At 39.1% G+C, this 20,954-nt stretch carries 15 protein-coding genes and 1 pseudogene; 8 read left to right on the top strand and 8 right to left on the bottom strand.

Features of this window, described 5'->3' with window-relative positions:
• Positions 1–13: 13 nt before the first annotated feature.
• Entirely contained in the window at positions 14–553 is a 540-nt protein-coding gene (msrA, locus tag Q0X77_RS05325; RefSeq protein WP_297794124.1) for a peptide-methionine (S)-S-oxide reductase MsrA, read from the bottom strand.
• Entirely contained in the window at positions 543–1,004 is a 462-nt protein-coding gene (gene msrB, locus Q0X77_RS05330; RefSeq protein WP_297794129.1) for a peptide-methionine (R)-S-oxide reductase MsrB, read from the bottom strand. The genes msrA and msrB overlap by 11 nt, the downstream gene beginning before the upstream one ends.
• A 154-nt stretch (positions 1,005–1,158) precedes the next feature.
• Between msrB and Q0X77_RS05335 the strand changes: the two genes are divergently transcribed.
• Positions 1,159–1,986, top strand: coding sequence for a DNA/RNA non-specific endonuclease (locus tag Q0X77_RS05335; RefSeq protein WP_297794132.1), 828 nt, complete (start codon positions 1,159–1,161; stop codon positions 1,984–1,986).
• Here the strand turns inward: Q0X77_RS05335 and rodA are convergent.
• From rodA to Q0X77_RS05370, 6 genes are all read right to left on the bottom strand, one after another.
• Positions 1,983–3,266 (bottom strand): rod shape-determining protein RodA, encoded by a 1,284-nt coding sequence (rodA, locus tag Q0X77_RS05340; RefSeq protein ID WP_297794134.1) that lies wholly within the window; start codon positions 3,264–3,266, stop codon positions 1,983–1,985. The genes Q0X77_RS05335 and rodA overlap by 4 nt on opposite strands.
• Entirely contained in the window at positions 3,256–5,124 is a 1,869-nt protein-coding gene (locus tag Q0X77_RS05345; protein WP_297794137.1) for a penicillin-binding protein 2, read from the bottom strand. Before Q0X77_RS05345 ends, rodA begins: the two co-directional genes overlap by 11 nt.
• A gap of 535 nt (positions 5,125–5,659) precedes the next feature.
• On the bottom strand, positions 5,660–6,478 hold the full coding sequence (gene mreC, locus Q0X77_RS05355; protein WP_297794143.1) for a rod shape-determining protein MreC: 819 nt from the start codon (positions 6,476–6,478) through the stop codon (positions 5,660–5,662).
• 67 nt (positions 6,479–6,545) lie between these two features.
• A complete protein-coding gene (locus Q0X77_RS05360) occupies positions 6,546–7,574 on the bottom strand; it encodes a rod shape-determining protein (protein ID WP_161435855.1) in 1,029 nt (342 codons plus the stop codon).
• A 51-nt stretch (positions 7,575–7,625) separates the two neighbouring features.
• On the bottom strand, positions 7,626–9,158 hold the full coding sequence (purH, locus tag Q0X77_RS05365) for a bifunctional phosphoribosylaminoimidazolecarboxamide formyltransferase/IMP cyclohydrolase (protein WP_297794152.1): 1,533 nt from the start codon (positions 9,156–9,158) through the stop codon (positions 7,626–7,628).
• A gap of 93 nt (positions 9,159–9,251) precedes the next feature.
• Positions 9,252–9,701 (bottom strand): GAF domain-containing protein, encoded by a 450-nt coding sequence (locus Q0X77_RS05370; RefSeq protein WP_297794155.1) that lies wholly within the window; start codon positions 9,699–9,701, stop codon positions 9,252–9,254.
• A 155-nt stretch (positions 9,702–9,856) separates the two neighbouring features.
• Here Q0X77_RS05370 and Q0X77_RS05375 point away from each other — a divergent pair, with 155 nt between their 5' ends.
• From Q0X77_RS05375 to Q0X77_RS05405, 7 genes and pseudogenes are all read left to right on the top strand, one after another.
• Positions 9,857–10,279, top strand: a complete 423-nt coding sequence (locus Q0X77_RS05375) for a hypothetical protein (protein ID WP_297794159.1) — start codon at positions 9,857–9,859, stop codon at positions 10,277–10,279.
• 111 nt (positions 10,280–10,390) lie between these two features.
• Positions 10,391–14,158 (top strand): efflux RND transporter permease subunit, encoded by a 3,768-nt coding sequence (locus Q0X77_RS05380; protein WP_297794162.1) that lies wholly within the window; start codon positions 10,391–10,393, stop codon positions 14,156–14,158.
• Complete coding sequence (locus Q0X77_RS05385) at positions 14,155–15,372, top strand: TolC family protein (RefSeq protein ID WP_297794165.1); 1,218 nt, start codon at positions 14,155–14,157, stop codon at positions 15,370–15,372. The genes Q0X77_RS05380 and Q0X77_RS05385 overlap by 4 nt, the downstream gene beginning before the upstream one ends.
• A gap of 42 nt (positions 15,373–15,414) precedes the next feature.
• Entirely contained in the window at positions 15,415–15,957 is a 543-nt protein-coding gene (locus Q0X77_RS05390) for a DUF3347 domain-containing protein (protein ID WP_297794169.1), read from the top strand.
• A gap of 6 nt (positions 15,958–15,963) precedes the next feature.
• Entirely contained in the window at positions 15,964–18,468 is a 2,505-nt protein-coding gene (locus Q0X77_RS05395) for a heavy metal translocating P-type ATPase (RefSeq protein ID WP_297794171.1), read from the top strand.
• A 126-nt stretch (positions 18,469–18,594) separates the two neighbouring features.
• Positions 18,595–19,821, top strand: a pseudogene (locus Q0X77_RS05400) (efflux RND transporter periplasmic adaptor subunit); the annotation flags it as partial.
• 160 nt (positions 19,822–19,981) lie between these two features.
• Positions 19,982–20,953: a hypothetical protein gene (locus Q0X77_RS05405; protein ID WP_297794174.1), complete on the top strand. Its 972-nt coding sequence runs from the start codon at positions 19,982–19,984 to the stop codon at positions 20,951–20,953.
• Position 20,954: the final 1 nt, after the last annotated feature.

The raw sequence follows: 20,954 nt of genomic DNA on the forward strand, positions 1-20,954 counted from the left end.
TTATCCAATAAGCTTAATTTAGTTTTTCGGCATGCATTTTTCTCAATTTGGCCAATTTTGGAGTAATTACAAAATTGCAGTACCCCTGGCTTTTGTTGTTCCGATAATAGTCCTGATGATAGTCTTCGGCTTCATAAAATATTTTTAAAGGGCTCAATTCTGTTACTACATCATCCTCATAATAGGAATACATTTCACTTAGAACTTCTTCTGCCACTTCCTTTTGCTTTAGGTCATGGTAAAAAATAACAGAACGGTACTGTGTTCCAATATCTGCACCCTGCCTGTTGAGGGTAGTAGGATCATGAGTAGTCATGAAAATGATCAAGATATCCCTAAAGGAAATAACACCGGGATCAAAGCTCACTTGAATTACCTCTGCGTGACCGGTACGTCCTGAGCATATTTCCCTATAAGTAGGCTTTCCCGGAGCATTGCCACCGGAATAACCGGAGATTACTTTTTCTACCCCTTTGACCTCCAAAAAAACAGCTTCAGTACACCAAAAACATCCTCCGCCCAGGGTTGCCAATTCCAAACTTTTACTTTCCATCAGCCACCTCCTTTTCAATTTTCATGGACTCAGAGTTGATGCAGTATCTAAGTCCACTGGGTTCAGGGCCATCGGGGAAAACATGCCCCAAATGTGCATCACAGGTATTGCACAGGACTTCAACCCTTACCATACCAAATGTAACGTCCTTTTCATATTTGATCGCATTTTCGGTTATGGGCTGAGTAAAACTCGGCCACCCGGTTCCTGATTCAAATTTAATCGTTGAATCAAATAATGGGTTATCACAACAGACACAGGAATATTTACCGGCATCGTGAATGCTGCATAATGCTCCCGAATGAGGTGCTTCTGTACCCTTTTTTCTAGTAATTCGAAACTGGTCGGGAGTAAGTATATCACGCCATTCCTTTTCTGTTTTTTCCACGCGCCTTTCCGGCACAGGGTTTCCTTTAACCGTAAAGCTTATAATGTCTTTCCATGTCAGCATTTTCTTCTTTTTAAGTAATTAGTTATACGTAAGTCCTCTTCTTAAATTCAAAAGATTAATTATGAGGTAAAATAAGTATATTTTGTCGTATATACTGCCCTTTACTTACAGTCTGTTGCAATTTAATTCAATGAATTTAAACTAAATTTGAGCTATGGTAAAAAGAAGTTCAAGGAAAAGAAACAGAACTATTTATGCGACCTTGATGATTCTCTGCATTATAGGGTTTTGGGTGTTTGAAAATTTCTATACTCCGGATTTATATTCTGATCCTACAGCTAAAAATTCTACTTCTCTGGTACCTGCAGAATTGTTACCTGTTTCAAACTCGGGTGAAATTGTGATTCATAGTAATTTCATGCTTTCCTATATGGAGCCTTACGAACAGGCTGAATGGGTAGCTTACGCTTTAGATCAAAGTCATCTTACTTATGATAACAGGGAACGGCCTTACTATATAGAAGACCCTAAAGTAAGCACTAAATCTGCAGATTGGAGAAATTATAAAGCTTCCGGTTATGACAGAGGGCATCTTTGTCCTGCCGGAGACAGAAGATTTTCAATTTATGCCTATAATGAAACGTTTTACACCAGTAATATAACTCCTCAGAAGAATGAATTTAATTCCGGGATATGGAATGAATTAGAAAAAAAAATAAGAAGTTGGTGTAGACAATATAAGAACAAAAACCTTTACGTTATTACAGGAGGTGTCTTGGAAAAGGGTCTCCCTACCATAGGTGAAGAAGATGTAGCTGTACCCAAAAAATTTTATAAGATAGTAGTCAAAAAGGAGGGAGCAGAAATAGATGTTCTTGCTTTTCTAATTCCTCATAAGGAAACGAGGGAGCCACTTATAAATTTTTTGGTTACAGTTGATGATTTAGAGGAAATTAGTGGCATAGATTTTTTTAGTGAAATGCCTGAAGAAGAGGAATCCCGATTAGAGGGAAAAATAGTAACAATGCCATGGAGTTTCTAACTCCACTCATTTAATCTGTTGGCATCCAATTTCAGAAAAATAAATAGAAGTACTGTAAAACCCAAGAGACCCGATCCCCCATAACTGAAGAAGGGTAGCGGAATACCTATAGTGGGCAGTACACCAATAACCATCCCAATATTTATGAAGTAATGAATCAACAATATTGAGATCACTCCATAACCATACATCCTGCTAAAATCACTTTTTTGTCTTTCTGCCAGAAACACCAATCTCAAAAGCAGCATGGTAAAGAGAACGATCACTATGGAGGTTCCCAAAAACCCCCATTCTTCACCCACAGTAGTAAAAATATAATCCGTATGTTGCTCTGGTACAAAATCTCCCTTAGTCCTGGTGCCTTCCAGGAAACCCTTACCAAAAAAACCTCCGGATTCGATAGCTTTTTCAGATTGGTAGGTATTGTATCCAATGGTCTTCCTGATTTGTTCCAGTTTATCCGGATCTTTTTCTAATCGAAGCCAAAGGCTAAATCTGTCCCTGTGACGTTGCTCAAAAACATTGTTGAATACAAAATTAACGGATAGGGAAAAAACAATTGAGATCACAAAAATACCAAGTAATGGTGCAATCGGGACTTTAAAGGAAGCTTTTTTCAATAGTAAAAAAAGAGCAATTATTAACGCTAAACCTATGCCTACCCAGATAGTGCCAAACATTAGTGTGAAAATAAAAACTAACACGCCCAGGACGGCTAAACCCATGTAGTAAAGAGGTAGCCCTTCCCTGAAAAGGACAAAAACCAGGGAGAAAAACACCAATGCACTTCCCGGATCTGGCTGTGGGATAATTAAAAATACCGGAATTAAAATAATTAAAAATGCATATAATTGATCTTTCCCTTTTTTAATATCCGTTTGTATATCGCTTAAATATTTCGCAAGTGCCAGGGCAGTAGCCACTTTGGCCAGTTCCGAGGGCTGAAAATTGAAAAACCCCAGGTCATACCATGAAGTTGCTCCTGCTATGGTCTTCCCAAACACAAAAAGACCTAAAAGAAGAACCATGGAAATTATGTAAAGAATACTTGAAAAACGCTCGTAGAAACCGGCTTCCAGGGTAAGAACTATAACTATACTAATAAGGCTTAACCCAATAAATAACAGTTGTTTTCCATACAACTGACTAAAATCAAAAAAAGACGAACTGTTTTCCGAGAAGGTACTTGAGTAAATGTTTACCCAGCCTATTCCAACTAATAGGAGATAGAACAAAACCGTAAGCCAATCAATTCGTTTAAGTACTTTCCTACCAGACATACTCATTTATCTTGAATTCTTCTCCGCTGTATGGCTTGGCATATTCATGTTCAAGAGTTTTTTCGAGCATTCTTTTTTCCAAATCTTTTCTTGTAATTTCCCTTTTCAGGTACTTTTCTATTAGTAAAGAAGCTATGTGACCCGCATACCTGGAGCCATAATAGCCATTTTCAATATAAACAGCCAGTGCAATTTTAGGACTTTCCACAGGGGCAAAGGCTACAAATACAGAATGATCTGTAAGTTGTGTACGCACGGTGTCTATTTTTGTAAAATTTTCCACAGTACCTGTTTTACCGGCAATTTCTATTCCCGGAACCTGAACCCACCTTGCCGTACCTTTTTTGTACACATCGGCCATGCCTTTTATGATGGGTTCAAAATGTTCTTTGTCAATTGTAGTATACTTGGGTTGTACATACTGCGGAATGCTTATATCCTCGCCTTCAATTTTCTTCAGGATATGGGGGGTGTAATAATAACCCCTGTTGGCGATGGCCGCTGTCATGTTTGCCAGTTGTACAGGCGTTACTGCAACTTCACCCTGACCTATTGCATTGGAAATAATATAAGATGAAGCCCACCTATTATCTCCATACCATTTGTCATAATAGGCTTTACCGGGGATTCTTCCCGGTCTTCCGGTTGGAAGATCATACCCCAAAAAATCTCCAAGACCAAAACTCTTAATATGTTTTTCCCAAACATCCTGACCTTCATCTGTAGTTGGAAATTGTTCATAAACTTTTCGGAATGTACCCGCAAAGTAAGCATTACATGACTTGTATATACCGCTGTTTAAATTTCTAATGCCTCCACCGCAATGACAGCCTCTTTTGGTACTTCCTACATAAAATCCATTGTAGCATCTGAAGGTCGTACGAGGTTGGATAGCACCCTCTTGAAGAGCTACCAGTGCATTGAGTATTTTAAAGGGAGAACCGGGAGACCCTTCAGCCGAAATGGATCTGTCAAACAAGGGTTTTGCAATAGTGTCATAATGCAGCTTGCTATAGTTTTTTGAACGCTCACGTCCCACTAATAATGCAGGGTCATATGTTGGTCCGGAGATCATTGCCAATATTTCCCCCGATAATGGTTCTATTGCAACGATGCCCCCTCTTTTACCGTGCATTAATAATTCTCCATATTCCTGGAGTTCTTTATCCAGGGTAAGGCTAATTTCTTTTCCTTGTTCCGGAAGAGTATCCAGAATTCCCCCTTTATAAGGTCCGATATCTCTGTTAAATCTATCTTTCTGAATGTATTGTACTCCTTTTCTTCCTCTTAATATTTCCTCATATTGTTGCTCTACACCTCTGCCTCCGGTGAGTTCTCCCTGTACATAATAGGGGTTTTTTCTTAAGTCGCGTTCATTGACCTCCCTTATATATCCCAGTACATTTGCCGCGGCTTTAGTATCGTAATACCTTAAAGACCTTTTTTGAATATAAAAACCTTCATACTTTCTCATTTTCTCCTGAAGCATGGCATAATCTTCTTTGGAAAGTTGAGGTACTAATACAGAAGGTAATCTCGGGGAATATATTCTTGCTTTTCTAAGTTTTTCAATAAATCTGTCTTTTTCAATTCCCAGGAGATTACAGAACTCAAGTGTGTCGAGCGGCTTTACTTCCCGTGGAATTACCATAACATCATAGGCAGGATCATTCCCCACCAATAGTTTACCGTATCTATCATAAATATAGCCCCGCTCCGGATAATCATATATTGCCTTAATTGCAGGGTCTTCCAAAACCTGATCTGGCGAAAAACTGAATATTTGCAAATAGGAGAGCCTCCCTATAAAGGTTATACCTATAAGGACAATTATGGACGATAAGAGTATTTTTTTCATTGAAAATCAGCTTTCAACACCTCACTAAAATGTCGCTTATTCTTTCTTAACACTGAAAAGTGAACCAAAAAGAAGACACAGTATTAGTGTGGCAATCCCTGTAAAAATAACTTTCTTCAAAATTAGTAGCAAATTTGAAAAACTGAAATTTTCCAGTGCAAAGAAAATAACATGGTGCGCTATAATTAATAACGTCAAAAAAGTAATTTGTTGTACCCTGGTAGTGTTAGATAATTTGAAACTTTGAAATTCATAATTAACGCCGAAAACAAAACGCATAATAGTTGGCCTTAGATATGCAATAGTGACCGTAGATGCAGCGTGTAAGGCCATGGTGTCTGAAAAAAAATCAATACACAAACCCAATAGGAAACCAATGAATATAAAAACAGACCTGTTTTCCTTTATGGGATACCAGTATAGGAATAAAATATAGGGCATTGGATTGATAAAGCCAAAAAAATTCAACCTGTTAAATACCAACACCTGAACTAATACGAGTAAGGTGAATCTAATGAAATTAATAAAATAATAATTACTCGTCATTTGCTATTTCCGCTTCCAGCTGAAGAATCTCCGGTCTGTTTTTGTTATATATGATATAAGCATTTTTAACATTGGTCATATCATTAAAAAGTTCGACATCTATACTGTAAAAACTCTTTGATTCATTCAGATTAAATTTTTTGATGGTTCCAATGGGGATATTTTCAGGAAAAATACTTGACATAGCCCCTGTTACAATGGTATCTCCGACCAAGAGGGGTACCAATCTTGGAATATCTTCCAGTTTTACCTGATCATATCTTTGCCCATCCCAGATTAAAGACCCAAAATAATTTGTGTTTTTAATTTTGGCATTTATATTGGATTTCATGTTCAGGATACTTTGTACGGAAGCATATTTCTTAGAAGTATGCTCTACAATACCAAGAATTCCCTGGGCAGTAATGACACCCATATCCTGCTTTATGCCATGATTGGTACCTTTATTAATAGTTAAATAGTTATTTGGACTTGCGTAGCTGTTCTTAATGACCTTAGCCGATCTTATGATGAAATCAATAGCAGTAGTGTCTAATTCAAGGGTATCATCCATACCCTTATTGAATAGTAAATTTCGTAGCTGTCGGTTTTCTTCCACCAATTTCTTGTTTTCCTCCCCCAGTTTAAAATAATGAGTAATACCTTCAGAGGCATTATAGATGGAACCTGAAATGAGATTTGCCGAATTAAGGTATTTCGATCTATGATAGGAATGGGAATCTATTGTAAAGCCCAGGGAAATAAACAGCAATAACAGGTAAAGCAGTGTAATTTTATACCTTATGATAAAATTGATTATCTGCTGCATTCACTTGTAATATTAAGTGTTCAATATGGGATACTAAGTATTAACTTAAATCCACCTCGAATTCGGGTTATTTAATAAGAATACTTTTATAGCGCTCCAGGTTTTTAAGCGCAATACCTGTTCCTCTAACCACTGCCCTCAAAGGATCTTCTGCTATATAAACAGGCAGGTCGGTCTTTTGGGATAACCTTCTGTCCAATCCTCTCAGCATGGATCCACCACCTGCAAGGTATATTCCCGTATTATAAATATCCGCGGCGAGTTCCGGAGGAGTTTGCGATAAAGTTTCCATTACCGCATCTTCCACCCTTAGAATAGATTTGTCCAGGGCTTTAGCAATTTCTCTAAATGAAATAGAAACCTGCTTAGGCTTACCGGTAAGCAAATCCCGGCCTTGCACAGACATTTCATCAGGAGGAGACTGAAGGTCTTCAGTAGCAGACCCTATCTGTATTTTTATATTTTCGGCAGTGCTTTCTCCTACATATAGGTTATGTTGTGTGCGCATATAATAGATGATGTCATTCGTAAAAACATCCCCTGCAATTTTTACAGATTTATCACAAACAATACCTCCTAAAGCAATTACGGCTATTTCGGTAGTCCCACCACCAATATCCACAATCATATTACCTTTAGGTTGCATGATATCCAAGCCAATACCTATAGCTGCGGCCATAGGTTCATGAATAAGGTATACCTCTTTTCCATTCACGCGTTCTGCTGATTCCTTTACAGCACGCATTTCAACTTCTGTAATGCCCGAAGGAATACAAATTACCATCCGTAAAGCAGGAGGAAACCATTTTTTCTTAAGCGCAGGTATGTTCTTAATGAACATATTGATCATTTTTTCAGAAGCATCAAAATCGGCAATTACCCCATCTTTCAGAGGTCGGATTGTTTTGATATTTTCATGGGTCTTCCCCTGCATCATATTTGCTTCCTTACCCACGGCAATTATTTTACCAGTAATCCTGTCTCTTGCTACAATAGACGGACTATCAACAACTACCTTGTCTGCATGAATAATAAGGGTGTTTGCAGTACCCAGGTCTATAGCTATTTCTTCAGTTAAGAAATCAAAAAATCCCATTCGCTTTAGTTTCGGTTTAAAAGGTGAATTTCATCGACAAAAGTAGTAAAATTAATGCTTAAAATGACGCGTCCCTGTCATTACCATTGCCATTCCATTTTCATTACAATAATCAATGCTTAATTGGTCCTTGATTGAACCTCCTGGTTGAATAACACTTTTAATACCATTTGTGCCTGCAATCTCCACGCAATCAGGAAATGGGAAAAATGCATCACTTGCCATTACCGCCCCCTCCAGTTCAAAATTGAAGGATTTGGCTTTGTGTATGGCCTGGTTTAAAGCATCTACCCTTGAGGTTTGTCCGGTACCACTTGCGCATAATTGTTTGTTCTTGGCCAATACAATTGTATTGGATTTGGTATGTTTACATAGTTTAGATGCAAAAATGAGGTCATCTAATTCATCCTGGCTTGGTTTCTTTGTGGTTACATATTCCAGATTACCAAGTGTATCGGTCTTAAAATCTTTATCCTGAAGCAGAAAGCCATTTAAGCAGGTCCGGACAATTGTTTCAGGGAGGGATGTTTCTTTTTGAATCAGTATTATCCTATTCTTTTTGCCTTTTAATGCAGTAAGTGCCTCATCGTCATAACTTGGGGCTATTACCACCTCACAAAATAAATTATGAATTTCATTAGCTGTGGGGGCATCAATTTTTGTATTACTGATCAATATTCCTCCAAAAGCGGAAACAGGATCTCCAGCCAAAGCGTCAACATAGGCCTGGTGTATAGTCTTTCTTGTGGCTAGACCGCAGGCATTATTGTGTTTAAGAATCGCGAAAGTTGGATCATCGTCTTTGAATTCGTTGATTAGATTCAAAGCAGCATCAACATCCAATAAATTATTATAAGATAATTCCTTACCATGCAATTTGGTAAACATGGCGTCAAAATCTCCAAAAAAGAATCCTTTTTGGTGCGGATTTTCACCATACCGCAAAACCTTCGCTCTGGTTTCACTAATCTTTAAAGCGGTACTTTTATGATCCTTATTAAAATAATTGAAGATGGCAGTATCATAATGGGAGGAAACATTAAATGCTTTTGTGGCAAAATGTCTTCTGTCTTCTTGTGTGCTGGATCCTTCAGAACTGTTAAGTAATTCCAAAAACTCATTGTAATCTTCCATGGAAGAAACACATAATACATCTTTGTAATTTTTAGCGGCCGCTCGTATAAGGGAGATTCCGCCAATATCAATTTTTTCAATAATATCCTGTTCAGAGGCACTACTGGCTACAGTTTTTTCAAAGGGATACAGATCTACAATAATGACGTCTAGCTGAGGAATATCGTATTCCTCTAATTGGGCAACGTCTCCTTCATTATCCTGGCGGTTCAAGATACCCCCAAATACCTTAGGGTGCAAGGTTTTGACTCTGCCGCCCAATATGGAGGGATAGCTGGTCACCTCCTCAACAGGGATCACCTCGATTCCTAATTCCCGTATAAATCTTTCAGTACCTCCTGTGGAATATATTGAAATTCCCAGTTCATCTAATTTCCTTACAATGGGTTCAAGTCCGTCTTTGTGAAATACAGAAATTAACGCCGATTTTATTTTTTTTGTTGTGCTCATTATTTGGTGCTTAAATAGAACTCGTGTAAGTCACAAATGTAATTTTTTTGAGGCTACAAAAGGAAATGTGTTATTAACAAAAAGACTAAAGTTTTAAAGAATCTTTGCCACTTCTTTATTGACGAATTCCAAAAAGTCTTCATCATCGCTGCTAAATGCATTTGGAGTATTGGAATCTATATCAATTTGACCCACATTCTTGCCATTTACAAATAGAGGAACAACAATTTCTGCCTTAACATTAATACTACAGGCAATATAATTGTCCTGGGCTTTAACATCGGGTACAACAAAGTTCTCATTGCTTAGGGCAACCTGTCCACAAATTCCTTTTCCAAAAGGGATTATCGTATGGTCTGTAGGCTCACCGGCATAAGGGCCAAGTTTTAATTCTTTTTTATTTCCATTTTGAAAGTAAAAACCAACCCAGTCATAGTAAGAAATATTTTCTTGTAACAAATCACAGATTTCCTGCAACTTGTCATTTGCTTCGGCCCTGGCGTTTAGAATAGATAGGATATTGGGGCGTAATTCGTTCAGCATATTTCTTTTTTGTAAAAGTATTCAAATTGGAAATTTCAATGGTACAAATTATGATAAATCTTACCTCTATATGATTGCGAATTAAGCAAAATTATATTTTAAACTTATGTTAATCAATACAATAAAAGACAAATTTTAGTAGTTTTGTTATACAGATGAAGGAAATTTTACGTCAAATAGCATCTTTTTGCATGGCTCTTATGGTCTTATTCTCTACCCTCTCTTTTACGGTAGATATGCATTATTGTGGGGATCTGTTGGTAGATTATAGTTTCTTTGAAGCCGCTGAAGGATGTGCAATGGAAGCAAATCAGTCTCAAATGGATCATGACAATTCTTTTATGGAAATGTCAATGGATTGCTGTACCGATTTAGAAATTGTAATGGAAGGCCAGGATGATCTGAAAATCTCCATCGATCAATTGACCTTTGAGCAACAGATTTTTGTTACTGCATTCTTTTACTCCTATATAAACTTATTTAAAGGAGTTGATAAAGACACGAATTCCTTTAACGAGTATTCACCACCGCCCCTGATCAGGGACATTCAGATTCTGGATCAGACCTTTCTTATTTGATTTTTAAACATTGAAATTAAAGCCCGACAGTTAAAACTGTAAACTGGGCTTAATGTGTTGATATAGTTTTTTGATCAACGCTAGTTTCTAACTGTTTAATAATCAATTCACATGCTAAACAAAAGCATTAATTATCTTATAAATAATAAACTGGTTGCCGTTCTGCTTCTTATCTTTTTTGTAGGACTGGGCATTGTAAATTCACCTTTCAACTGGGACACGGGCTTTTTGCCAAGCAATCCTGTAGCCGTAGATGCTATTCCAGAAATTGGAGAGAACCAACAGATCGTTTTTACCAAATGGCCTGGTCGTTCTCCGCAGGATATTGAAAACCAAATTTCCTATCCATTGACAACTTCTCTTTTGGGTATACCTGGAGTAAGAACAATACGAAGTTCCTCAATGTTTGGATTTTCGAGTATCTACATCATATTTGAAGAAGATGTAGAATTTTATTGGAGCCGCAGTCGAATCCTTGAAAAACTAAACTCCCTGCCCACTAATTTACTGCCGAATGGGGTAAATCCTGCCTTGGGGCCAGATGCAACAGGTTTAGGACAGATTTTTTGGTACACACTGGAAGGCAGGGATGATGATGGAAACGTTACAGGTGGCTGGGATTTACAGGAATTGCGGAGTATTCAGGATTACTATGTAAAATATGCCCTTTCCTCAGCCGGTGGTGTTTCCGAAGTAGCTTCTGTGGGTGGTTTTGTGCAGGAATATCAGATTGACGTTAATCCCGAATTGATGAGGCAATATAATATAAGTCTTCATCATGTGGTCAATGCAGTTAAAAAAAGTAATCGTGATATTGGGGCACAAACTTTGGAAATCAATCAGGCTGAATATTTGGTTAGAGGCCTTGGCTATGTGAAATCTTTGGATGACATCAAAAATGCTGTAGTAACTTCCGAGGATTTCACTTCGATTCGTATAAAGGATATTGCCAATGTATCATTAGGCCCTGCTGTTCGGCGTGGTATTCTCGATAAGGAAGGCGCAGAAGTTGTGGGCGGCGTCGTGGTAGCCAGATATGGAGCGAACCCACTTGAAGTCATTAACAACGTAAAGGAAAAAATCAAAGAGCTAAGTTCAGGACTGCCATCTAAACAATTAAGTGACGGACGCAATTCCCAATTAACAGTTGTTCCTTTTTATGACCGTACAGAACTCATAGAAGAAACCTTGGGAACTTTAAATGAAGCATTGACTCTGGAAATACTGATAACTATTTTGGTTATTGTTATCATGGTATTCAACCTACGAGCTTCTATTCTCATATCAGGATTATTGCCTGTAGCGGTTTTGATGGTTTTTATTGCTATGAAATTTTTTGATGTGGATGCCAATATAGTGGCGCTTTCAGGAATTGCGATAGCAATTGGTACAATGGTAGATGTGGGTGTCATCCTCTCCGAGAATATTATCCGACATCTAGAAGAAAATGGAGATAGACAACCAATAAACAGAGTTGTTTATAATGCAACAGCAGAGGTTTCCGGTGCTATAGTTACAGCAGTCATGACTACCATTATCAGTTTCATTCCCGTATTTACAATGATAGGGGCAGAAGGAAAACTGTTCCGTCCTTTAGCATTTACCAAAACCTTTGCCCTGACTGCGTCCATAATTATCGCTTTATTCTTCATACCCCCTTTTGCCGCATTTCTCTTTAGAAAGAAAAGCAATAAAAATATATTGAGCTATTTAACAAACGGAATTATTGCATTTCTGGGGATTCTGGCTATAGGTTTTGGATACTGGACAGGCTTGGTTTTAGTCGCATTTGGAATAGTAGGACTTTTAAAGAACCCAGAACTGGGTTCGCACTTGTTCAAAGGCTTCTCGTTAACAGATAAAAGGGCAAATCTCATCAATATTGTCATCTCCATTTTGGTTATCATTTTTCTTCTTGCCGAATATTGGCGGCCTTTAGGGTGGGACAGGAATATTTTCTGGAATTTACTGTTCGTAGCACTTATCTGTTTTGGACTTATGGCAGTATTCATAACATTTCGTAAATATTACTCCAAAATTTTGATTTGGGCCCTTTCTAACAAAGTATTATTCCTGTCGGTGCCAGCAGTAATTGTATTCTTTGGAGTACTCATCATGCAAAATACAGGCAAGGAATTTATGCCCTCTTTAAATGAAGGATCATTTTTGTTGATGCCAACATCCCTGCCGCATGCTGGAGTTGCTGAAAATAAAAGGGTCTTGCAACAATTGGATATGGCCGTAGCCAGCATACCTGAAATAGAAACGGTTATTGGTAAGGCAGGAAGAACGGAATCCGCACTCGATCCGGCGCCCTTATCAATGTACGAAAATTTGATACAGTACAAACCTGAATACATGCTTAACAAAACTGGTAAACGGCAACGTTTTAAAGTAAATGAAAACGGATTATTTCTATTAAAAGATGGCAATTTTACTTTAAACCCAAATACAGTACTCGACGAAAATACGGATACTTACAAGGAAACAGAGATCAAAGAATTCTCGGAAATAGGTAAAAATAATTTGGTGCCAGACCCAAATGGAGATTATTATCGAAATTGGCGTCCGGAAATTAATTCCCCAAATGACATTTGGAAGGAAATTATCCGTGTAACAAATTTGCCAGGGGTTACTTCGGCCCCCAAACTACAACCCATAGAAACAAGGTTGGTCATGCTCCAGACGGGAATGCGCGCTCCTATGGGTATCAAGGTCAAGGGTCAGGATTTAGGTCAAATAGAAGCCTTTGGCATCGAATTGGAAAATATTCTGAAAGATGTGAAAGGGGTTAAGGATGAAGCCGTATTCGCAGATAGGATAGTTGGGAAACCTTATTTGCTGATTGATATTGATAGAGAGGCTTTAGTTAGATATGGTATCCAGGTTGAAGATGTTCAACAGGTGTTGGAAGTGGCTGTGGGTGGGATGATATTAACTCAGACCGTTGAGGGTAGGGAACGCTATGGGGTTAGAGTACGCTACCCAAGGGAGCTTCGGGAAAATCCAATGGACATTAAGAATATTTATGTTCCGGTGGCTAAAGGCAGACCTGTTCCTTTGAGCGAACTGGTGAACATTCGTTATGAAAAAGGTCCTCAGGTTATCAAAAGCGAGGATACCTTTTTGGTCGGATATGTCCTCTTCGATAAGTTAGATGGTTTTGCAGAAGTCAATGTGGTAGAGAATGCCCAGGCTCTTATCCATCAAAAAATTGATAGCGGTGAATTGGTAGTTCCCAAAGGCATCAACTTTCAGTTTACGGGGACCTATGAAAATCAGTTACGGGCCGAAAAAACTTTATCTATAGTTGTGCCAATGTCAATACTAGTCATCTTTTTAATTCTGTATTTCCAGTTCCGTTCAGTAACAACTTCGCTGATGGTCTTTTCCGGAATTACAGTGGCGTTTGCCGGAGGATTTTTATTGATCTGGTGTTATGGACAGGATTGGTTTCTGAATTTTAATTTCTTTGGTGAAAATTTAAGGGATCTCTTTCAGATCCATACTATTAATCTCAGTGTAGCAGTTTGGGTAGGATTTATTGCCCTGTTTGGAATAGCTACAGATGATGGTGTTGTTATGGCCACTTACCTAACACAAACATTTGAGAGGAACAAGCCTAAAACCGTTGAAACCGTTAGGGCATCGGTAGTGGAGGCAGGAGAAAAACGGATACGTCCTTGTTTGATGACCACGGCAACTACCATTCTGGCCTTATTGCCGATACTGACATCTACAGGAAGGGGAAGCGATATTATGATTCCCATGGCAATACCCTCATTTGGGGGTATGTTGTTTGCCCTTATTACCCTTTTGGTGGTTCCGGTATTGTATAGTTGGAAAAGCGAGTGGCAACTTAAAAAAATAAATGCATGAAAAATATAACGACTATAATAATAGGATTATTGATGGTTACAGCTGTAAAAGCTCAGACCCTGGAGTCTTATATTCTGGAGGCAGAAAACAACAATCCCGAAGTGCAGGCATTTGAACTGAGATACAATATCTCAAAGGAAAGGATTGAAGAATCGGATGTCCTGCCAAGGACTGAATTAAGTGCAGGTGTATTTGTAAGCGAACCTGAAACGAGAACCGGTGCTCAAAAAGCACGGTTTTCAATTAAACAAATGCTTCCCTGGTTTGGAACCATTACATTACGAGAAAACTATGCAAGTTCCTTAGCCGAAGTCGATTATTTGGATATTGTGATTATTAAAAGAAAATTACGGCTATCGGTATCACAGTCTTATTATAAACTATACGCCATTAAGGAAAAGCAACTAGTATTGGAGGAAAATATCCAGCTTCTGAAAACCTATGAAAAGTTGGCCTTGACCTCTGTCGAGGTTGGTGGCGCATCAGCAGTTGATGTTCTTCGACTCCAAATAAGACAGAATGAACTGATGGAAGATAACTTAATCCTGGAGCAAGAATTTCAGGCAGTCCAAACGCAGTTTAATAATCTTTTGAATAGGGATGAAAATGCTTCTATCGCGGTAGTGGATGACCTGGCAATATTTGAGCCCATTGAAATAGGAATGAATCAATTAGAGTTGCATCCGGAATTGGAAAAATATGACAGACTTTATGAGTCCGTAACACATTCTGAAGTTTTGAATCAAAAGGAGGGGAATCCCAATATTGGATTTGGACTGGACTATATACCTGTGGCGAAAAGACCGGGTTTGGACTTTAGCGATAATGGGAAAGATATTCTTATGCCAATGGTATCCTTGTCCATTCCTATTTTTAATAACAATTATAAATCGAGATCCGTTCAGAATGAACTTAGGCAAGAGGAAATAAATTCTCAAAAGGCCAATCGTAGAAATCTGTTAGAAACCATTTTGAGTGAAGCACTTAATAATAAGGAAGCCTCTTATATCAAACGCAGAACGCAACTAAAGAATTTGGAACGGGCCGAAGATGCCGAAGAAATCCTTATAAAAAGTTATGAAACAGGAACTATAGATTTTAACGATGTACTTGATATCCAGGAGCTGCAATTGCGCTTCCAGATGAAACTAATAGACGCGGTAAAAGATTATTATGTTCAAACAGCAATAATTAACTACCTCACTAATCAATAGAAATTACAATTAACTAATTATCAATTTTAAATCAAAAAAATAATGAAACGAAATGTAACACTAACGATCTCGACTCTCTTACTTATTGCTTTGGCTTCATGCGGGGATGCGAAGAACAAGGAAATTAACAAAATAAGTAAACAAGAAGAACTTGAAACTAATAAAGCTAGCACTCCTGTAATCGTCGAAGCTTCCTTTTCGGATGAAATGATCGGAAAGGTATTCAATGTTTACCAGCAGATCCGAATAGCTCTGGTAAATTCTAATGCCGAAGAAGTGAATCTTGCTGCCGGAAATCTTGTTCAAAGTTTGACCGTGGAAAGGAATGAGATGAAGTCTTTGGGCATGGCCATGGCAGAATCCAATGACATTGAAGAACAAAGGAAGTTGTTTTCCCAGTTGACAACAGAGGTGGAATCATTGTTCAAAGAATCTATTTCTGATGGTGAGATCTATAAGCAGTATTGCCCGATGGCTTTTGAAGGAAAAGGCGGGTATTGGATTTCCAATGTTGAAGAAATTAGAAATCCGTATTACGGTGACAAGATGCTGAAATGTGGAAAAGTTACTGAAATCATTAATTAATAAAATTTGCAACACACCTATCACATACACGGAATGACCTGCAACGGCTGTCGAAGCCATGTGGAGAAAACACTTTCCGAAGTGGAAGGTGTGACCCAAATATCGGTGGATTTGGAACAAGCAGAAGCTACCATTGAGATGGATAAACATATTCCCATCGAGAAATTTCAGGAAGTTTTAAAGAATGATGGCGGTCGATACACCATCCATCAAAGTGGAGAGCATCAGCACGAACAACAAATGAAAAAGAAAGATGCGCCTAATAGGAACGGTTCAGGAACCTTCTATTGTCCGATGCATTGCGAAGGCGACAAAACCTATGACAAACCGGGCGATTGTCCCGTATGCGGAATGGATTTGGTCGAGGAACAAAATCTGTCCGTTTCATCATCCGAACAATGGACATGCCCGATGCATCCCGAAGTTGTTGAGGACGAGCCAGGAAGCTGCCCAATATGTGGTATGGATTTGGTGCCAATGCAACCCGACCTTTCCGCAGAGGAGAAGACCTATAAAAAATTACTTAAGAAGTTCCGGGTTGCCGCTGCGTTCACATTGCCCATCTTCCTGATCGCGATGAGTGAAATGATAACAAATAATCCATTATATGATATGATGGAGCAGAAATATTGGAACTGGATCCAGTTTGCCCTATCCATTCCTGTTGTGTTTTATGCAACATGGATGTTCTTTGAACGGGCCTACCGTAGTATCAAAACATGGAATCTCAATATGTTTACGCTTATCGGAATCGGTGCGGGCGTGGCTTGGCTTTACAGCGTGGTCGGTATGCTGTTTCCGGATATATTCCCTTCGGAGTTCAAGACGGAATCGGGGGCGGTCCATGTCTATTTCGAGGCGGCCACCGTTATTCTGACCTTGGTGCTGCTAGGACAACTATTGGAAGCCCGTGCACACAGCAAGACCAACTCGGCGGTAAAGGAACTGCTGAAACTAGCCCCCAACAAAGCCATTAAGATTGTCGATGGCGAAGAAGTGGAAGTCTCTATAGATAAAATCGCATTGGGCGACATCCTAAAGGTAAAGCCGGGGGACAAAATTCCTGTGGATGGCATAGTGACTGAGGGGAGCACGTCCGTGGATGAATCGATGATTACTGGCGAGCCTATTCCGGTCAACAAATCCGTAGATGATAAAATCAGTAGTGGAACCATAAATGGGAACCAGTCTTTTCTGATGAAGGCCGAGAAAGTAGGTTCGGACACGTTGCTCGCACAAATCATCCATATGGTAAACGATGCCAGCCGCAGCCGCGCTCCCATCCAAAACTTGGCCGATACGGTATCCGCATATTTCGTGCCCATAGTAGTGCTGATTGCGATAATTACATTTATAATCTGGGCTGTTTGGGCCCCTGATCAGGCCTACGTCTTTGCTTTGGTCAACGCCATCGCGGTACTTATCATTGCTTGCCCCTGTGCCCTGGGATTGGCAACACCGATGTCTGTAATGGTCGGTGTCGGCAAGGGTGCACAGAACGGTGTGCTCATCAAGAACGCCGAGGCCTTGGAGAAAATGGATAAGGTCAATACGCTTATTGTAGACAAAACGGGAACCATTACCGAAGGAAAACCCGCTGTAGAAAAGATAGGTGCTTTCGGTAACACCTATTCGGAAGAAGAAATATTGCAGTATATCGTCTCATTAAACAACAATAGTGAGCATCCTCTTGCGGAAGCGACCGTAAGCTATGGAAAGAAACAAAATAAGGAAATCAAAAAGGTCTATGGATTCAGTGCGGTAACCGGTAAAGGTGTAGAAGGAAAAGTCGATCGTAAAAAATTGGATTTAGGCAATCTTAAAATGATGGACTATGCCAATGCGACCATTTCATCGGAAATGAAGGAGGAGGCCAAAAGCTATCAAAAACAGGGAAAGACGGTTTCGTATCTCGCCATTGACGGAACGGTTTCGGGCTATATGGTCATTGGGGACAAAATCAAAAAAACAAGTGCCAAGGCCATCATGGAGTTACGGGAAAAAGGTATCGATGTGGTCATGCTTACGGGCGATAATTACGATACCGCACAAGCCGTGGCCAGCGAACTGAACCTCTCCGATTTCAAGTCGGGAATGTTACCGGAAGACAAGCTCAGGGAAGTCGAAAAACTTCAGGAAAGCGGAAAAGTGGTCGCCATGGCCGGCGATGGCATCAATGACGCTCCGGCTTTGGCAAAAAGTGATGTGGGCATTGCCATGGGAACCGGTACCGATGTAGCCATCGAGAGCGCAGCGATTACCTTGGTAAAGGGGGATTTGCACGGTATTGTAAAAGCAAGAAACCTGAGCGATGCAGTGATGAAAAATATCAAGCAAAATCTATTCTTTGCCCTTATTTATAACACTTTGGGCGTACCCATTGCTGCCGGGGTTCTTTATCCCTTTTTCGGGATATTGCTTTCTCCGATGATAGCTGCTGCGGCCATGAGTTTTAGTTCTGTTTCTGTAATAGCCAACTCACTCAGATTAAGAAATACAATGATAGATTAAACTAATGGTTCAAAAGAAAATAATATATAAAATAAGATAATCACAATTTAAGACAAGGGAGGTCCCTATTGGTTCAACTTTAAAAGGAACCATCAATAAAAAGACAAAAATGTAAATTTCTGTATTATGAAAAAAAATATTTTTTATATCGGATTAGCAGTTATCGGTGGTATGTTGGTCGGATACCTGATTTTTGGTAATAGCTCAAATGAAAGTGTAGCCGAAGAGCATGACCATAGTCAGGAAATGATACAAGGCCAAATGTGGACATGTTCAATGGATCCACAAGTTATGCAACCCGAACCTGGGGCCTGTCCAATTTGTGGAATGGATTTGATTCCGGCTGAATCCGAAGTGAATGGTTTGGCAATAGGTGAGTTTAAACTGACTAAGAATGCTATGGCCTTGGCCAATATTCGAACTACCAAAGTTGGTCTGGGTGATTCGGGAGATAATACCCTTAAACTTTCCGGAAAAATAAAAGAGAACGAAAAAGCTCTTGAAACACAAGCTTCTTACTTTGCCGGACGGATAGAAAAGCTATTTGTTAATTTTGAAGGGGAGGAAGTCAGAAGAGGGCAGAAACTGGCCACAATATATTCTCCAGATCTTGTATCCGCACAACAGGAATTGATTACAGCTGCCAGTTTGAAAGAATCGCAGCCTGCATTGTATAAAGCTGTGCGTAACAAGCTTAAACTTTGGAAACTCTCTGAAGATCAAATACGGCAGATAGAGAATTCAGGTATGGTTAGGGAAAACTTCCCGGTTTATGCCAATGTCTCCGGAACAGTAACTGAAATTATGGTAAAAGCGGGTGACTATGTAGAACAAGGATCACCTATGTTTAAAATCGCTAATTTAAGTTCTGTATGGGCGGTTTTTGATGCCTATGAAAATCAGGTCTCGCTGTTAAAGGAAGGCCAAAAAATTGACATTGTCACCAAGGCCTATCCAGATACTAAGTTCGATGCTAAAATTTCCTTTATAGGTTCAGTATTGGATTCCGGGACAAGGACAATAGAGGTAAGAGCAGTTTTACAAAATACAAAAGGCCAATTAAAACCCGGGATGTTCGTTGCCGGCACGTTGGAGGTTGTATCGAAAATGAAAAATGAGATGATTGTTATCCCCGAAAGTGCTGTTTTGTGGACGGGGGAACGCTCGGTGGTCTATGTCAAGACTGACCCGGAAAATCCAACTTTTGAGATGCGAGAAATTTTTATTGGCGATCTTATCACTGAGGGGTATATAGTGTTGTCGGGCTTAGTCAACGGCGAAGAAATTGTTGTTAATGGAACGTTTACCGTAGATGCTTCAGCCCAACTCAAAGGAAAAAAATCTATGATGAATGATAAAGCCGAAAAAGTAACGACAGGTCATGAGAATCATAACTAGAAACTAACGGTTTGTAAATATTCTATTTATGATATCCTGATTTAATACTAAAGGAAATATGAGTGTTGTAAGGAAAATAGATTTCATCACACTAAATATGTGCAGATGAAAAAGAATGCTTTTACGATCTATCCTTATTATAAGTTTTATTCTCCTTAGTTCTCCTATGGTATCGCAAACCTGTTGTTCGGGCGGCGTACCTTTATCCAACAATTTAGGATTGCCTATAGAACAAAAAGGGATATGGCAGTTTGGACTGAACTATGACCACAATAATTTAAATACCCTCTACGCCGGTAATGACAAATTGAATGATGATTCCCGGCAAAGGATAACAAATTCTCTTTTGTTAAGTTTAGGGTATTCCATTACAGACAGATTTGCACTGGAAGCCCTTTTTAGTTGGGTAAATCAGACCAGAACGATTACTCAGTTTGGAAATGAGAATTTTACAGAAACCGCTGGTATTGGAGATGCATTACTTTTGGCAAAGTATGCCTTCCCCGAAGTATTCGGGACAAAAAGCGTAATTAATTTAGGTCTTGGAATTAAAGCACCCCTGGGGAAGTCAGATTTCACTAATGAGGATGGGATTACTTTAACGGCAGACCTGCAGCCAGGTAGCGGCGCCTGGGATGGTTTGGGTTGGTTTTCGGCCTCAAAAGCATTTGATTTTAGACCATCGGCCACTTTTTCCGGTAACTTCACTTATAGGTTTACGGGTGTTAATAATTCATATTTAAATAATACTTCTACCTACGAATTTGGAAATGTAGTTCAGGCCAATGTAGGGTACACTGATCAATTTCTGCTTTTTAATACTATTTTTAATCCGGGACTAATATTTAAATACAGAAACGCCTCCAACGATAAAATAAATGATTTAAACCTCCCAAATACCGGTGGTGAATGGGTTTTTATCAGACCGGAATTAAGTGTTCATATTATTACCAGCCTTTTGCTAACCCTTCGTTTAGAATTACCCATTTATAGTTATGTTGATGGAACTCAATTAACTCCCACAACCAGATTTACAGCCGGGTTATATTTTAAGCTGAATAACAAAAACACAACAATAAACATATAGC

Source organism: uncultured Eudoraea sp., assembly GCF_947258925.1.
Classification (GTDB): Bacteria; Bacteroidota; Bacteroidia; order Flavobacteriales; family Flavobacteriaceae; genus Eudoraea.

Excerpts from the sequence above, each read along its gene's own strand:
- msrA (WP_297794124.1), bottom strand. The coding sequence starts at position 553 with ATGGAAAGTAAAAGTTTGGAATTGGCAACCCTGGGCGGAGGATGTTTT.
- msrB (WP_297794129.1), bottom strand. The coding sequence starts at position 1,004 with ATGCTGACATGGAAAGACATTATAAGCTTTACGGTTAAAGGAAACCCT.
- Q0X77_RS05335 (WP_297794132.1), top strand. The coding sequence starts at position 1,159 with ATGGTAAAAAGAAGTTCAAGGAAAAGAAACAGAACTATTTATGCGACC.
- rodA (WP_297794134.1), bottom strand. The coding sequence starts at position 3,266 with ATGTCTGGTAGGAAAGTACTTAAACGAATTGATTGGCTTACGGTTTTG.
- Q0X77_RS05345 (WP_297794137.1), bottom strand. The coding sequence starts at position 5,124 with ATGAAAAAAATACTCTTATCGTCCATAATTGTCCTTATAGGTATAACC.
- mreC (WP_297794143.1), bottom strand. The coding sequence starts at position 6,478 with ATGCAGCAGATAATCAATTTTATCATAAGGTATAAAATTACACTGCTT.
- Q0X77_RS05360 (WP_161435855.1), bottom strand. The coding sequence starts at position 7,574 with ATGGGATTTTTTGATTTCTTAACTGAAGAAATAGCTATAGACCTGGGT.
- purH (WP_297794152.1), bottom strand. The coding sequence starts at position 9,158 with ATGAGCACAACAAAAAAAATAAAATCGGCGTTAATTTCTGTATTTCAC.
- Q0X77_RS05370 (WP_297794155.1), bottom strand. The coding sequence starts at position 9,701 with ATGCTGAACGAATTACGCCCCAATATCCTATCTATTCTAAACGCCAGG.
- Q0X77_RS05375 (WP_297794159.1), top strand. The coding sequence starts at position 9,857 with ATGAAGGAAATTTTACGTCAAATAGCATCTTTTTGCATGGCTCTTATG.
- Q0X77_RS05380 (WP_297794162.1), top strand. The coding sequence starts at position 10,391 with ATGCTAAACAAAAGCATTAATTATCTTATAAATAATAAACTGGTTGCC.
- Q0X77_RS05385 (WP_297794165.1), top strand. The coding sequence starts at position 14,155 with ATGAAAAATATAACGACTATAATAATAGGATTATTGATGGTTACAGCT.
- Q0X77_RS05390 (WP_297794169.1), top strand. The coding sequence starts at position 15,415 with ATGAAACGAAATGTAACACTAACGATCTCGACTCTCTTACTTATTGCT.
- Q0X77_RS05405 (WP_297794174.1), top strand. The coding sequence starts at position 19,982 with ATGCTTTTACGATCTATCCTTATTATAAGTTTTATTCTCCTTAGTTCT.